The sequence below is a fragment of the Bacillus sp. JK74 genome (assembly GCF_053663395.1).
Genome location: NZ_JBSJQB010000003.1, coordinates 323,297 through 337,544, shown reverse-complemented (window position 1 = coordinate 337,544; position 14,248 = coordinate 323,297). Strand labels below are relative to the sequence as shown.

The following is a 14,248-nucleotide window of genomic DNA, read 5'->3' as shown; positions in this document are numbered from 1 at the left end:
CAGCCTGAGGTCCTCATCTTATCATCATTCTACACTAGTTGAAAGGATTATAAAACGGATTTTATCCAATCTTCCGCAGATGCGAGCGCCTCTTCCAATTTTTCAGGCTGCTTTCCGCCGGCCTGCGCCATGTCCGGACGGCCTCCGCCTCCGCCTCCGCAGACTTCAGCCGCTTGTTTGACCATTTTGCCGGCGTGAAGGCCTTTTTCGATCAGGTCTTTCGTCACGCCTGCTGAAAGGTTGACTTTCTCGTTTTGCACGGCGCCGAGAATGATGACCGCAGAACCGAGCTTCGCTTTCAGATCATCCACCATAGTGCGAAGGTGGTTCATGTCTTTCGCATTTACTTTTTCAGCCAGCACTTTTACGCCGCCGATGTCTTTTACTTTAGACAGAATAGCTCCGGCTTCCACATTGCCAAGTTTGCTGAGCAATGATTCATTTTCTCTTTGCGCTTCCTTCAGCTCTGCTTGAAGAGACTGAATTCGCTTCGGTACGTCTTTTACGTTTGATTTCAGCTCGTCCGCAGCGTGCTGCAGAAGGCTGAGCTGGCTGTTCATTTCCTGATAAGCGCCTTTTCCTGTTACGGCTTCGATTCTTCGCGTACCTGCGCCGATCCCTGATTCGGATACGATTTTAAACAGACCGATTTCAGCCGTATTCGTGACATGGCATCCGCCGCAAAGCTCAAGGCTGTAATCTCCGACTTGTACGACGCGGACGATATCGCCGTATTTCTCGCCGAACAGGGCCATCGCGCCCATTTCTTTCGCTTCATTGATCGGTTTCAAATCAATCGCTACCGGAATGCTCTCCCAGATTTTTTCGTTGACGATTCCTTCAATGCGTTCAAGTTCTTCTTTTGTCACTTGACCGAAATGAGAGAAGTCAAAACGCAGACGATTTTCGGTAACGAGTGAACCCGCTTGGTTGACATGTGTGCCGAGAACGTCTTTCAGCGCCTGGTGCAGAAGGTGGGTTGCTGTATGGTTTTTCACCACGCCGCTTCTCATTTGATCTTCAACTTCAGCCGTCACGCTTGCGCCTTTTTGAATCGTGCCGCTATCCACCGTGCCTTCGTGTACATGCTGACCGTTCGGAGCTTTTTTCACGTCCTTAATGGTTACGACAGCCTGCTCGCTTCTCAGCACTCCTCTGTCACCGATCTGTCCGCCGCTTTCAGCATAGAAAGGCGTTTTGTCGAGAAGGATTTGGACGGTATCCCCTTCCTGCGCCTCGCTGATTAATTGACCGTCATGAAGAAGCTCGATTACCTTCGCTTCAGCTTTTACGGAATTGTAGCCGACAAACGTGCTTTCTGCAGTAATGTCGCGCAATGCGCCGCCCTGCACCTGCATGCTTCCTACATCTTGGCGCGCATTTCTCGCCCGTTCACGCTGTTTTTCCATTTCGGCTTCAAAGCCTTTATGGTCAACCTTCATTTGCTCATCTTCCGCGTATTCCTCCGTCAATTCAACCGGGAATCCGTATGTATCGTACAGTTTGAATACGTCTTGTCCGGAGATGATGCCGCTGCCTTTTTCCTTCTCTTTCTTTATCACGTCGGATAAAATGGCCAGACCTTCGTTTAATGTTTCATGGAAGCGCTCTTCCTCCGTTTTGATGACTTTGGCGATAAACTCTTGCTTTTCTTTCACCTCCGGATAGAAAGCGTCCATAATTCCTGCAACAGTCGGAACCAGCTCGTACATAAACGGACGGCTGATACCGATGGTTTTCGCGTATCGCACCGCCCGGCGCAAGAGGCGTCTCAGTACATACCCGCGCCCTTCATTTGACGGCAGAGCTCCGTCGCTTACCGCAAATGCGACCGTTCTGATATGATCGGCGATCACTTTAAAGGCCGTATCCTTCACTGCATCCTTTCCGTAAGTATCTCCGGAAATACGCTCTGTTGCTTCAATAATCGGCATAAACAAATCAGTGTCAAAGTTTGTCGGGACGTCCTGAATCACGGAGACCATCCGTTCAAGCCCCATGCCCGTATCAATGTTTTTCTTCGGAAGCGGTGTGTACGTGCCGTCCGGGTTGTGGTTGAACTCTGAGAATACCAGGTTCCACACTTCAAGATAGCGGTCATTTTCGCCGCCCGGATACAATTCAGAATCTGACAGATCATTGCCGTATTTCTCGCCGCGGTCATAGAAAATTTCTGTATTCGGTCCGCTCGGGCCTTCGCCGATATCCCAGAAGTTCCCTTCCAGACGGATGATTCTTTCTTCCGGAACGCCGATTTTTTCCGCCCATAGCGTATAAGCTTCTTCATCCTCAGGGTGAACCGTTACAGACAGCAGCTCCGGATCAAAGCCGATCCACTTTTCGCTCGTTAAAAACTCCCAAGCCCACGTGATGGCTTCTTCTTTAAAATAATCACCGATGGAAAAATTTCCGAGCATCTCAAAGAACGTGTGGTGGCGCGCCGTTTTCCCCACATTTTCAATATCATTTGTGCGGATTGATTTTTGCGCGTTTACAATTCTCGGATTCTCCGGCACAACGCGGCCGTCAAAGTATTTTTTCAGCGTCGCAACGCCGCTGTTGATCCATAATAAAGACGGATCTTCATGCGGAACCAATGAGGCGCTCGGTTCAACGGCATGGCCTTTTTCTTTAAAGAAATCTAAAAACATTTGACGCACTTCAGCAGAAGTTAAGTGTTTCATCTATATTCCTCCTTATCACTACCCGAAATTCTCTTTTGCGACAGCAAAAAAGCTCTCTCCCTATGCAAACCATGCGTTCACACAGGGACGAGAGCTGTCTCGCGGTACCACCCTGATTACAGGCCGAAAAAGGCCTGTCACCTTTCATCCCGTAACGCAGGATTGCGGCAGCCTTTAACTGCACTCAGGATTAGCTTCGGCCGATCTTCTGCTGAAGCTCCTTTCAGCGTATCGGAGCTTCTCTCTTAAACAGGGCTTCGGCGTACTCATATCCGTCACTCGAGATTCGTATGTATTCTACTCGAAATTATAGACAAGCAGAACCCGAATGTCAATGTTCCGTCCTGATCCGCAAAAAGTGAATGGCCGTCACTTTTAAAACGGCTGCCGCCGGAACAGCGAGAATCATGCCGGGAATGCCCGCGAGCTCCCCTCCGGCAAGAAGCGCAAGCATGATCACGACGGGGTGCATCCTGAGACTTCGCCCGACAATGAGCGGGCTCAAAATGTTTCCTTCTATAAATTGAAGAATAAAAATCGTGACGATTACGATGATCACAGCCTTGGAGGAAATCGCCAGCGAAAGGAGCAGCGCCGGCACAGCGCCGATAAACGGACCGAAATACGGGATGACATTCGTAATCCCGATGGCAAGGCCCAAAATCAGCGGGTAAGGAAGCCCGAACAGCCAAAATGAAACGCCGGCTATGAACCCGAGCAAAAAACAAACGAGAAGCTGACCGCGGATGTAATCACCGAGAGAGTCGTCCACATCCCGCAGAAATTCACTCCCCCTTTTTCTCCAGGATTTCGGCGTCAAATACCAGACCGTCTTTTTCATAACGTCTATATCCTTCACCATATAGAACACGAGAAAAGGAATCGTCGCCGCGATCAGGATATAATCAAGCATGAAACGGATGCTTCTGATCGTGCTTTCAATCGTGCCGGCAAGAAACGTTTCTGTCTGCTGAATCATTTTGTCCATCCGATGGTGCATGCCGTCAGGCCAATGATCCGTGTGATTATGCAGATGCCTCAGCATGCTGTTGTAGTTTTCGGCCAGACCGGGAATGCTCTCAGACAGATCCTGCAGCTGTTCAATTAAAACAGGAACCCCTTTATAAACCCCCCAGCCGATTCCGCCGAAAAACAGGCAATAAATCAGAAGCAGGCTTAAAGTTCTAGGCATCCCTTTTCTATGAAGCCATTCAGTAATCGGAAGTAAAAGATAAGCAATAAATACTGCGATGAATATAGGAATAAAGAGAGATTTTATAACAAGCCAAATGGGAGACCATAACATATCGAGCATGCAAAAGACATACACTGTTAACAAAACGAGCAGACATACAGCCGTCCACATTAAGAGCTGCAGCGGTTTTTGAAGCATGACGTTTCACCTCTTGCTTTATCTTTTGACAGAAAGCCGGAATTATTCCCGTTTCATAAACTCCGCCTTATGACGCAGACCTCTTGACGGAAATAATTATCAGAAATTACGAAATAATCTAACTAATATTCATAAAAGTCTGTATAACCATCGTAATGTGTTAAAGGATTTCAAAACTGTCCAGTCAATATGACTCATGTTTTTTAAGGAGGATGGCCATGATTTCATTTCAGGATGTAAATAAGCACTACGGACATTTCCACGTGCTGAAAAACATTAATCTGCACATTAAAAAAGGGGAAGTCGTCGTTATCATCGGACCTTCAGGATCGGGAAAAAGCACGCTTCTCCGCTGCATTAATCAGATGGAAACAGTTGATGGAGGCGCCTTAACGGTAAACGGCGTCTCCATCCATGACAAGAAAACGGATATCAATCAGGTCCGCCGGAATATCGGCATGGTGTTTCAGCATTTTCATCTGTACCCGCACAAAACCGTTCTGCAAAACATCATGCTCGCACCGATCAAAGTGCTCAAGCAATCAAAAGAAGAAGCAAAGGAAACGGCTTTATACTATTTGAAAAAAGTCGGTATACCGGACAAAGCGGACGCTTATCCTTCACAGCTTTCCGGCGGCCAGCAGCAGCGTGTCGCCATCGCCAGGGGGCTTGCGATGAAGCCCGAAATTATGCTGTTTGATGAACCCACATCCGCGCTTGATCCGGAAATGATCGGGGAAGTGCTGGATGTCATGAAAACACTTGCAAAGGAAGGCATGACCATGGCAGTCGTCACACATGAAATGGGATTCGCAAAAGAAGTGGCGGACCGCATCGTGTTTATCGACGGCGGATCCATCTTAGAAGAAGCTGCACCGGCTGAATTTTACGAAAGCCCCCGTGAAGAGAGGGCGCGTTTATTCTTAAGCCGTATTTTAAATCACTGAAAAGAAACGGAGGAGCGCTTATGTCACGCGTAACAAAATGGTTGTCATTCGGATTGATATCACTGCTGGCCGTCTTTATGCTGGCAGCCTGCGGAGGGAAAGAAACGTCCTGGGATTCAAAAGGAACGGGAAAAGACACGTTAGCCTCTATTAAAGACAGAGACAAAATCATCTTCGGCGTCAAAACCGACACGAGGTTATTCGGGCTGAAAAACCCAAGCTCCGGTGATATTGAAGGCTTCGATATTGATATCTCAAAACAGCTCGCAAAAGATATTCTGGGGGATGAGAAGAAAGCGGAATTTAAAGAAGTGACGTCAAAAACGAGAATTCCGATGCTGCAAAACGGCGATATCGACGCCATCACCGCCACGATGACGATAACGGATGAGCGGAAAAAAGAAGTTGATTTCTCAGATGTTTATTTTGAAGCCGGGCAATCCCTGCTCGTCAAAAAAGGAAGCAGCATCAAAAGCACCGAAGACCTGGGAAAAGGCTCAAAAGTATTAGCGGTAAAAGGCTCCACTTCCTCACAGAACATCAGAGAAAAAGCGCCTGACGCCTCAGTGCTGGAATTTGAAAATTACGCCGAAGCGTTCACTGCGCTTAAAGCGGGACAGGGAGATGCGCTCACAACCGATAATGCGATTTTATACGGCATGGCGGATGAAAATAAACAATATCAGCTGACGGGCGAAACCTTCACCGATGAACCTTACGGAATCGCCGTCAAAAAAGGCCAATCCGGCCTTGTCAAAGAAATCAACGCCTCTTTGAAAAAAATGAAAGCCGACGGCAGGTACGAAAAAATCTATAAAAAATGGATAAAAGAAGAACCGGCAAAATAGGACGGACCGCGGGATGAGCAGGCATGCTCATCCCCGTTTTATAAGGAGTGACATAGATGAACTTTTCAATTTTAACGGAAAACTTCGATATGTATATGGACGGTTTCCTGCACACATTGCTTGCGAGCTTCATCGCGCTGGCAGGCAGCTTTGCGCTGGGCGTTCTGATCGCAGTCATGAGAATCACGGCTTTCAAACCCCTTCAATGGATCGGCACTGCGTATGTGGAATTTATCCGGAACATCCCGCTTCTCCTCATCACATTCGTTTTTTATTTCGGACTTCCGAACGCCGGGCTGAGACTGGACGGCTTTCAGGCGGGAACAATTGCGCTTACGATTTACACGTCCGCCTTTATCGCAGAAGCCATCAGAGCCGGAATTCAGACTGTCCCCAATGGGCAGATGGAAGCGGCCAGATCGTCAGGCTTCACCTACAGTCAGGCGATGAGATATATCATTCTTCCTCAGGCCGTAAAAATCGTCATTCCCCCGCTCGGAAACCAATTTCTCAACCTTGTCAAAAACTCATCAATACTCGGAGTGGTGGCGGGACTCGATTTGATGTATCAGGCGGATCTCGTGTCCTCGAGCACTCTTGTCGTGTTTGATGTCTATATTTTCGTCGCGCTTTTTTATTTGATATTAACGATCCCGCTCAGCATCGGGGTTCACTATTTGGAAAGACGTCTCGGAAAGAGTTATTAGAGAAGGAGAGTGAATAACATGGATTTTAGCGGCGCCTATACACCTGACCATCTGCTGTTTTTATGGGACGGCTTTTTGGTCACACTTTATGTTGCGCTGATCTCCATTGTCCTGAGTTTTATGTTCGGGCTTGCCGCCGGTACTTTGCGCTATGCGAACATTCCTATCGTCTCGGGCATTATAGCGGCCATTGTGGAAACCATCCGCAACCTGCCGCTGTTATTAATCATTTTCTTTACGTTTTTTGCCCTTCCGGAAATCGGGATCAAACTGGAAATTACCGCTGCCGCCATCACGGCGCTGACGATTTTTGAATCGGCCATGCTGTCAGAAATTATCAGAAGCGGTTTGCAATCCGTTGACAAAGGACAGATTGAAGCGGCGCGTTCTTCAGGACTGACGTACACGCAGACTCTTTTTCTCGTCGTCATGCCGCAGGCGCTCAGGCGTATGGTTCCTCCGATTGTGAGCCAGTTTATCTCCTTATTAAAGGATACGTCACTTGCGGTCGTCATCGCTCTGCCCGAACTGATTCATAACGCGCAGATTTTAAACGGACAAAGCGCTGACGGGGGGTATTTTTTCCCGATCTTTCTGCTGGCGGCCCTGATGTATTTCGCGGTCAATTACAGCCTGTCTCTCGCAGCCAGACGGCTGGAAGCGAGACAAACGTAAAAAGGATACTTCCGGAGAAGTATCCTTTTTTCCGCTTAAAACATTTTCATGACTCGTCTTCTCATCCGTTTCATACCTTTTTTATTCAGCATATCGGACTGAGAAGCCATACGATACATAACGGCTCCAGCTCCTAAAGCCAACAGAGAGGTCATTGTTCTGCCCATCGCGCGTATCTCCTTTCAACTTTAAAAATTGATACTGCGTTCGTCTTCAGAAAACAAATCATCAAGACTGCTTAACGTGCCGTCTTCCTCTACTTGATGTGTCGCAATTTTGCCTTTGGCCACCGTCAGCTCAATGAAGCAGCCCCAGCAATAGTATTGGTTTACGCCGATTTTGCCGATATCTTTACTTTTGCAGTTCGGACATACAAGCACAGACTACACCTCTTATCCGTTCAGGACGATGCCTTCTTTCCCCGCTTCAATAAGCGTATCGGCGGCGCGGCGCACTTGGCGTCTGCCAGCCAGATCTGAAAAGAAGCCGTCCGAGAGTTCATATGCTACGATTATGCCCCTGTCCAAACAAAAGTATACATCTTCCAGCAAACCGAACATTTCACCATCAGGCGATTTCACCGGTTGCATTTTAATCTGTTCAAAGGTGAAACAGCTCTTCGGCAAAGGCTGCAAATGAGCATGACCGGCAGCTACGGCTTCTTGATCCATCTCTTTTATATCACTTGCCCCTAAAAAAAGATGGCGGTTGTGAAACAAGCGTTTCTGCTCCAGCACGAAACCGAGAAACCGGCCGTCCAGAGAGAAACATACATCCGATATCATTCCGAGACTGCGCCCGGTGTTTTCGTCATATACTGTTCGTCCTTCAGCTGCATGGCATGTTCTCAAAGTGTGATCAACCACCTTTTGTTGAACACGTATAGGTTTTGCCAAGAAGCCGGGCAGCATACTTTGAAATGACTTCCACAGGCGAAAACCCGGCGCATAAACATACGCCGGGTTTTATTTACGCTTTTTCTTCCATAAAGTCAAAAGGCGTGATGCCTTCCATTCCGATGTTCGCATCATATACACTGAACGGCAGCTCTTTTTGCAGGGCGGCCAGTTCTGCATCCATCTCTTCAGTCTGCTCTGTGAGCCTGTTTTTAAGCGATGTCTGTCTGACGGTGGCATCATTGTTTTTGACGCCCCATTCAAGCGCTTCTTCTTCTCCGCAAAGAATCAGGAATTTTTTCGCTCTTGTAATGGCGGTATAAAGCAGATTTCTCCTGAGCATTCGATAGTAGCCTTTGACGACAGGCAGGACGACAATCGGGAATTCGCTTCCCTGCGACTTATGGATGGAACAGCAGTACGCGTGGGTAAACTGGCTGAAATCCTTTTTCGTAAAGGTGATCTCGTTGCCGTCAAACGAGACGACGACCATGTCTTCTTTTTCCGTATTTTCTTTGGCATAAAAAATGGACACGATTTCGCCGATATCGCCGTTAAACACATTGTTTTCCGGCTGGTTGACAAGCTGCAATATTTTATCGCCCGTCCTGTAGACGACATCCCCGAATTTCAGCTCCCGCCTTTTTTCTTTCGGCGGATTCATGATGTCCTGAAGAAGCATGTTCAGCTCGTTAATTCCCGCTTTTCCCCTGTACATCGGGGCAAGCACTTGAATATCTCTGGAGGTATACCCCTTTTTTAACGCGTTCGAGACGACCTGGTCCACGACTTCTCTAATCTGTGAAGAATTACAGCGGATAAATGAGCGGTCCTTTGTCGGCGCGGTCAGCCCCTTTGGAAGCAGTCCTTTTTTCATATCATGGGCAAGTTCCACAATGGATGATCCTTCAGCCTGACGGTAAATATCTGTCAGGCGTACGGTCGGCAGCACCTCAGAAGCCAAAAGGTCTCTGAGCACCTGCCCCGGTCCTACTGAAGGAAGCTGGTCTTCATCACCGACTATAATGAGCTGAATGTGCTTAGGAAGCGCCTTAAACAAATGGCTGGCGAGCCAAATATCGAGCATACTCGCTTCGTCTATAATGATCAGTTTTCCTTCAATCGGCTGATCTTCATTATAGGTAAAGCCTTCAGCGCCATTCCAGCCAAGCAGCCTGTGAATCGTAACAGCCGGCAGACCCGTAGATTCGCTCATTCGTTTTGCGGCTCTTCCGGTCGGCGCGGCAAGCAGCACCGGAAACGCCTCGTCTTTTTTATAATCACCGGGGTCAAGGGATACGCCGTGCAGTTCACTGTATAATTCCACGATTCCTTTAATAACGGTCGTTTTCCCCGTTCCAGGTCCTCCGGTCAGTAAAAGCATCGGTGAAGACAGCGCTTTTTGAATGGCATCCTTTTGGCTTGGTGCGTATTGAACATTCATCCGTTCTTCCAGTTCACCGAGTGCAAGCAGAAATTCCGATTCAGGAAATTGATCGGCATACTCCGTCTGGGCCGCAATGTCGAGCACGCGTTTTGCGACGTTTTGTTCCGCGTAAAACAAGGACGGAAAATAGCAGCGCTCTCCTTCGATGACGATATCCTTACTCTCCCCGAGGGCGATGATGCCGTCAGCCGCATCCATTTCCGTGACCCGGCCGCCTTCAGCTGACTGATTCAGAAGCGTTTGCGTATTGATAATCAGCTGCTTCGTTTCTATGTACGTATGGCCCTCTGAAAGACAGGTCGATTCAATTGTATATAAGATAGCCGCTTTGATCCGCTCCGGGTGGTTTCCTGACAGACCCATTTTTCCGCCCAGCTCGTCAGCTTTCACAAAGCCGATGCCTTCAACGTCTTTTACAAGCTGATAAGGATTTTCCTGAATTTTCTCCAAGGTTTCCGTTTCGTAGGCCTGATATATTTTCATGGATAGCTGGGGCCCGAAACCGTATTGGTTCAGAGAGATCATAATCTGCTCGAGACCCTGATGCCGCTGCAGCTCTCCGGCAAGCTTATCCGCTTTCTTTTTTGACATTTTCGGCACATCATAAAGCACCGATGCATCAGCCAGAATTTTATTGAGCGCGCCGTCTCCAAGCTTTTTGACGATTTCTTCCGCCGTTTTTTTTCCGATTCCTTCAAACAGATCACTTGATAAATAGTGAATGATCCCTTCTTTTGTGGTCGGAATTTCTTTTTTAAAGTGTTCAGCCTGAAATTGCAGGCCGAACTTAGGATGCGTGGCGGTTTTTCCGTAAAATGTGTAGGTCTCATCTTCTTGCAGCAGAGGGAAGTAGCCCGTTACGGATACGACCTTGTCTTCGATCGCCTCAGACGTTTCTGCAACCTTGACTTTCAGCACTGTATACAGGTTGGTGTCATTATGATAAATGACCGTATGAATGACGCCTTTTACATACGGCTGTTCTTCGATGTTCAGCTGATCCACGAGCCTTCCCTCCTTTTGTTATGACTGGGTGATAAGCTGTTTCGCATGAAGCGCAAGCATATGATCAGGCTGTATGCCGATTGCGCCTTCCAGCATCTCAAGCGCCTTTTCACGATTTTCTTTGTACGCGTAAGCGACCCCGGCATTATAAAATGCGTCCGCGTGGCCCGGATCCTGCTCGATCACCGTCTCAAACTGCGCAAGAGCTTCATCCAGCATTTCTTCATTTGCGAGACACATTCCGAACTGGAAGCGCGCTTCCGTGTCATTTTCGTTTAATTCAACGGCACGCTGCAAATACGGCAGTGCAAGCTTCGGCCGCTCTAATTTAACGAGAACGGTCCCCAGCATATAAAACAAATCTCCGTTTTCCATTCCGGAGCGAAGCGCTTTTTCAAACATATCCTTCGCTTCGGAAAACGATTCTTTCATCACATATACGTTTCCCGCACCGTAATAAGCGGCTGCCGCCGAATTGTCCAATTCAAGCGCTCTGTTATAGAATGCAAGCGCTCGTTCGAGTTCGTTCACAGAAGAAAGCAGATTTGCGAAGTTGATGTACGGCACCGGGTCTTGGCCGTTTTCCTCAATCGCTTTCGTAAAAGCCTCTGCCGCTTTTTCAAAATCGCCCTCCTGCATGGCGTCAATCCCGATTTTATTATAATCCATTTTTAACTTCCTTTCGCTAAAAAACCCCAACATGCGAGTTGAGGTTTTTTACATGTGTTATACGTACCACAGTTTTGTTCCGTCTTTATAAACGTCATCTATCGTTCCGCCGCCGAGGCACTCTTCTCCGTCATAAAAAACGACGGCTTGTCCCGGCGTAACGGCGCGTACCTGCCCGTCAAAAATGATTTCCGCTTCATCATCACCCGTCATTTTCACCGTTACTTTGTGATCTTCCTGACGGTAGCGGAATTTCGCCGTGCATGTCATTTCGCCGCTGTCCATCAGACCGGGACGCGTCCAGCTGACATTTGTCGCCGTGATCTTATCGGAATACAGAAGCGGATTATGGAATCCTTGATCAACATACAGAATGTTTTTTTCAAGATCTTTACCGACGGCGAACCACGGCTCGCCGCTTCCGCCGATTCCAAGACCGTGGCGCTGTCCGATTGTATAATACATCAGACCGTCATGACGCCCTTTTATTTCTCCGTCCATTGTCATCATATCGCCCGGCTGAGCGGGGAGATATTGGCTGAGAAACGTTTTGAAGTTGCGTTCGCCGATAAAGCAGATTCCCGTGCTGTCTTTTTTCGCAGCTGTCGCAAGTTCCGCTTCTTTGGCGATTTCCCGCACGCGGCTTTTTTGCAGATCACCGATCGGGAACATGACTTTGCTGAGCTGTTCCTGATTGAGCTGATTCAGAAAATAAGTCTGGTCCTTGTTTTCATCCAGACCGCGGAGCATGCGCACTGTACCTGCGCTTCTATCCACGCGGGCGTAATGGCCCGTCGCAAGATAATCCGCGCCGAGTGACAGAGCATGATCCAAGAAAGCCTTAAACTTAATTTCTTTATTGCACATGACATCCGGATTGGGGGTTCTTCCGGCTTTATATTCATCAAGGAAATATTGAAATACCTTTTCCCAATATTGCTTCTCAAAATTGACGGCATAATACGGAATTCCGATCTGGTTGCAGACCCGGATGACGTCTTCATAATCTTCCGTTGCCGTGCAAAAACCGTTTTCGTCCGTATCATCCCAGTTTTTCATAAAGATTCCGATTACATCGTAGCCCTGCTCCTTCAGCAGAAGGGCCGCCACGGAAGAGTCCACGCCGCCGGACATGCCGACTACGACTCTTGTATCCTCCGGCCGTTTTTCCATTTGCATTCACTCCATTAAAAACGTAAGTCCGCCGTTTTAAGCAAGCCGTTTAACGACGGCGGCAAGCTTTTCGGCGGCTGTTTCGATTTGTTCCGCCGTATTGCCGAGGCCGAAGCTGAGGCGGATTGACGAAGTCAGCCTGCCGCTCTCACTTCCGAACATGGCCGTAAGCACATGGGACGGAAGAACGGATCCCGCTGTACAAGCAGATCCGCTGGAGACGGCAATGCCTTCCATGTCAAGATTGACCAGCAGCGCTTCCACCGGCACACCGGGAAAGTAAAGGTTTAAAATATGAGGCAGGCATTTCTCGGCATCTCCGTTCACCTCCGCTGTGACGCCGGCTTCTTCCAGCGTGCTCATGATGATGTTCTTAAACTCCTTATATTTCGCTGTTTTCTCTTCCCTCTCACGGTTTGAAAGGACGACCGCTTCTTTTAAGCCGGCGATGCCCGGTACATTTTCCGTCCCCGCGCGGCGCTTTCGTTCCTGCTCTCCCCCAAGAAGAATCGGTGACAGCTTCACCTCTTGATTTACATATAAAAAGCCTGTCCCTTTAGGCCCGTTAAGCTTGTGACCGGAAACAGACAGCATGTCAATTCTGCTTTTTTTCACATCAATCGGCATATAACCGAATGCCTGAACGGCATCTGTGTGAAAATAGGCCTGGTGCCCGCTTAACAGCTCTCCGATTTCGTCAATCGGCTGAATGGTTCCGACTTCGTTATTGCCATACATGACGGTAACAAGGATTGTATCATCACGGAGCGCTTCTTTCACCTGATTTGCACTGATCCGTCCTGAAGGGCCGGGGATGAGGTATGTCACCTCAAAGCCGTCTTCTTCCAGCTTTTCGCAGGCGTGCAATACAGCATGATGCTCAACAGCGGTCGTAATGATATGCTTTCCTTCATTCTTCCGGGCGGCAGCCGTTCCGAAAATCGCTAAATTATCAGCCTCCGTGCCGCCGCTTGTGAAAATAATTTCCTGTTCTTTCGCACTGATTTCGCGCGCGATGTCCGCTCTCGCTTCATCGACCCATTTCCGGGATTCTCTCCCGAATGAATGAATGCTTGACGGGTTGCCGAAACTGCCGAAGAAATGGGGCTTCATTTCTTCGAGCACACGTTCATCCATCGGGGAAGTCGCGGCATGATCTAAATAAATCCGTTCCATTGTCTTTACACCTCTGGTTTAAATATAGAACATATAAGCTTCCTGCTCGCCGTCCGTGTAGCTCGCAAGGTCTTCTAACGTCGTGCTGTCCAGCACGTCTTTTACAGCGTCGCGGATGCGGATCCATAACTCCCGCTTGGCAGGCTCTTCATCCTCAAGCACTTCTACCGGGCTGATCGGCCCTTCCAGCACTCTGATAATATCTCCGGCCGTTATCTCTTCAGGCTGGCCCCCGAGCACGTAACCCCCGTAAGCGCCTCTGATGCTTTTTACGAGTCCGGCGTTTCTGAGCGGTGATACAAGCTGTTCCAAGTAATGCTCAGAAAGGCTGTTTGTTTGGGCGATGCTTTTGAGCGACGTCGGACCGTCTCCGTGCTTTTTCGCCAATTCAATCATAATGGTGAGCCCGTATCTTCCCTTTGTCGATATTTTCAATATGAACACCCCAGTCAATTCTAATTGTTAATTTATACAAGTAAATGGATATGAATAATCTGTTTAGTATCTTATAGACCAACTGTTATTATAACATAACTTATCCTAATTTTCATTGAAACACGGGGCCCGCCGCAATTCGCTTTTCTAATCGGCCGTTTTCCGTTACCCTGTATATGTAAGGAGAGATGTT

Annotated in this window: 14 protein-coding genes and 1 other annotated feature; of the genes, 4 read left to right on the top strand and 10 right to left on the bottom strand. The window is 48.2% G+C overall.

Going from position 1 to position 14,248, the window contains the following annotated elements; all coding sequences use genetic code 11:
- Positions 1 to 47: 47 nt before the first annotated feature.
- Together alaS and ACWJJ5_RS11830 are read right to left on the bottom strand one after the other, a co-directional pair.
- Positions 48 to 2,684 carry an alanine--tRNA ligase gene (alaS, locus tag ACWJJ5_RS11835; protein ID WP_454022426.1) on the bottom strand — a complete coding sequence of 879 codons (2,637 nt, stop codon included), beginning with the start codon at positions 2,682 to 2,684 and terminating at the stop codon, positions 48 to 50.
- Between the two features lie 80 nt (positions 2,685 to 2,764).
- Positions 2,765 to 2,972 (bottom strand) — a binding site (T-box leader).
- 43 nt (positions 2,973 to 3,015) lie between these two features.
- Positions 3,016 to 4,077 (bottom strand): AI-2E family transporter, encoded by a 1,062-nt coding sequence (locus ACWJJ5_RS11830; RefSeq protein WP_454022425.1) that lies wholly within the window; start codon positions 4,075 to 4,077, stop codon positions 3,016 to 3,018.
- Positions 4,078 to 4,295: 218 nt separating this feature from the next.
- Between ACWJJ5_RS11830 and ACWJJ5_RS11825 the strand changes: the two genes are divergently transcribed.
- The 4 genes from ACWJJ5_RS11825 to ACWJJ5_RS11810 are packed head-to-tail and all read left to right on the top strand — an operon-like array spanning position 4,296 to position 7,254.
- Positions 4,296 to 5,024, top strand: a complete 729-nt coding sequence (locus ACWJJ5_RS11825; protein WP_094247706.1) for an amino acid ABC transporter ATP-binding protein — start codon at positions 4,296 to 4,298, stop codon at positions 5,022 to 5,024.
- A 20-nt stretch (positions 5,025 to 5,044) separates the two neighbouring features.
- Entirely contained in the window at positions 5,045 to 5,872 is an 828-nt protein-coding gene (locus tag ACWJJ5_RS11820; RefSeq protein ID WP_454022424.1) for a transporter substrate-binding domain-containing protein, read from the top strand.
- A 56-nt stretch (positions 5,873 to 5,928) separates the two neighbouring features.
- Positions 5,929 to 6,579, top strand: coding sequence for an amino acid ABC transporter permease (locus ACWJJ5_RS11815; protein WP_146277231.1), 651 nt, complete (start codon positions 5,929 to 5,931; stop codon positions 6,577 to 6,579).
- An 18-nt stretch (positions 6,580 to 6,597) separates the two neighbouring features.
- Positions 6,598 to 7,254 (top strand): amino acid ABC transporter permease, encoded by a 657-nt coding sequence (locus ACWJJ5_RS11810; protein ID WP_024085646.1) that lies wholly within the window; start codon positions 6,598 to 6,600, stop codon positions 7,252 to 7,254.
- A gap of 35 nt (positions 7,255 to 7,289) precedes the next feature.
- On the opposite strand, the gene ACWJJ5_RS11805 is transcribed toward ACWJJ5_RS11810, so the two are convergent.
- The 8 genes from ACWJJ5_RS11805 to cymR form a co-directional block, all read right to left on the bottom strand.
- Positions 7,290 to 7,421 carry a YrzQ family protein gene (locus ACWJJ5_RS11805; RefSeq protein WP_003152741.1) on the bottom strand — a complete coding sequence of 44 codons (132 nt, stop codon included), beginning with the start codon at positions 7,419 to 7,421 and terminating at the stop codon, positions 7,290 to 7,292.
- A gap of 21 nt (positions 7,422 to 7,442) precedes the next feature.
- Complete coding sequence (locus ACWJJ5_RS11800) at positions 7,443 to 7,634, bottom strand: hypothetical protein (RefSeq protein ID WP_003152738.1); 192 nt, start codon at positions 7,632 to 7,634, stop codon at positions 7,443 to 7,445.
- A 12-nt stretch (positions 7,635 to 7,646) separates the two neighbouring features.
- On the bottom strand, positions 7,647 to 8,105 hold the full coding sequence (locus ACWJJ5_RS11795; protein ID WP_017418223.1) for a PRC-barrel domain-containing protein: 459 nt from the start codon (positions 8,103 to 8,105) through the stop codon (positions 7,647 to 7,649).
- Between the two features lie 118 nt (positions 8,106 to 8,223).
- A complete protein-coding gene (gene recD2, locus ACWJJ5_RS11790; RefSeq protein ID WP_146277235.1) occupies positions 8,224 to 10,602 on the bottom strand; it encodes an SF1B family DNA helicase RecD2 in 2,379 nt (792 codons plus the stop codon).
- 18 nt (positions 10,603 to 10,620) lie between these two features.
- Positions 10,621 to 11,241 carry a tetratricopeptide repeat protein gene (locus ACWJJ5_RS11785; protein WP_088005508.1) on the bottom strand — a complete coding sequence of 207 codons (621 nt, stop codon included), beginning with the start codon at positions 11,239 to 11,241 and terminating at the stop codon, positions 10,621 to 10,623.
- A gap of 87 nt (positions 11,242 to 11,328) precedes the next feature.
- Positions 11,329 to 12,444: a tRNA 2-thiouridine(34) synthase MnmA gene (gene mnmA, locus ACWJJ5_RS11780; RefSeq protein ID WP_058906210.1), complete on the bottom strand. Its 1,116-nt coding sequence runs from the start codon at positions 12,442 to 12,444 to the stop codon at positions 11,329 to 11,331.
- Between the two features lie 36 nt (positions 12,445 to 12,480).
- Positions 12,481 to 13,620 carry a cysteine desulfurase family protein gene (locus ACWJJ5_RS11775; protein ID WP_071391560.1) on the bottom strand — a complete coding sequence of 380 codons (1,140 nt, stop codon included), beginning with the start codon at positions 13,618 to 13,620 and terminating at the stop codon, positions 12,481 to 12,483.
- An 18-nt stretch (positions 13,621 to 13,638) separates the two neighbouring features.
- Positions 13,639 to 14,055, bottom strand: coding sequence for a cysteine metabolism transcriptional regulator CymR (gene cymR, locus ACWJJ5_RS11770; protein ID WP_003152730.1), 417 nt, complete (start codon positions 14,053 to 14,055; stop codon positions 13,639 to 13,641).
- Between the last annotated feature and the right edge of the window lie 193 nt (positions 14,056 to 14,248).

Bases quoted from the DNA above. Each gene is read 5' to 3' on its own strand.
- alaS (WP_454022426.1), bottom strand. From the start codon at position 2,684: ATGAAACACTTAACTTCTGCTGAAGTGCGTCAAATGTTTTTAGATTTC.
- ACWJJ5_RS11830 (WP_454022425.1), bottom strand. From the start codon at position 4,077: ATGCTTCAAAAACCGCTGCAGCTCTTAATGTGGACGGCTGTATGTCTG.
- ACWJJ5_RS11825 (WP_094247706.1), top strand. From the start codon at position 4,296: ATGATTTCATTTCAGGATGTAAATAAGCACTACGGACATTTCCACGTG.
- ACWJJ5_RS11820 (WP_454022424.1), top strand. From the start codon at position 5,045: ATGTCACGCGTAACAAAATGGTTGTCATTCGGATTGATATCACTGCTG.
- ACWJJ5_RS11815 (WP_146277231.1), top strand. From the start codon at position 5,929: ATGAACTTTTCAATTTTAACGGAAAACTTCGATATGTATATGGACGGT.
- ACWJJ5_RS11810 (WP_024085646.1), top strand. From the start codon at position 6,598: ATGGATTTTAGCGGCGCCTATACACCTGACCATCTGCTGTTTTTATGG.
- ACWJJ5_RS11805 (WP_003152741.1), bottom strand. From the start codon at position 7,421: ATGGGCAGAACAATGACCTCTCTGTTGGCTTTAGGAGCTGGAGCCGTT.
- ACWJJ5_RS11785 (WP_088005508.1), bottom strand. From the start codon at position 11,241: ATGCAGGAGGGCGATTTTGAAAAAGCGGCAGAGGCTTTTACGAAAGCG.
- mnmA (WP_058906210.1), bottom strand. From the start codon at position 12,444: ATGGAAAAACGGCCGGAGGATACAAGAGTCGTAGTCGGCATGTCCGGC.
- ACWJJ5_RS11775 (WP_071391560.1), bottom strand. From the start codon at position 13,620: ATGGAACGGATTTATTTAGATCATGCCGCGACTTCCCCGATGGATGAA.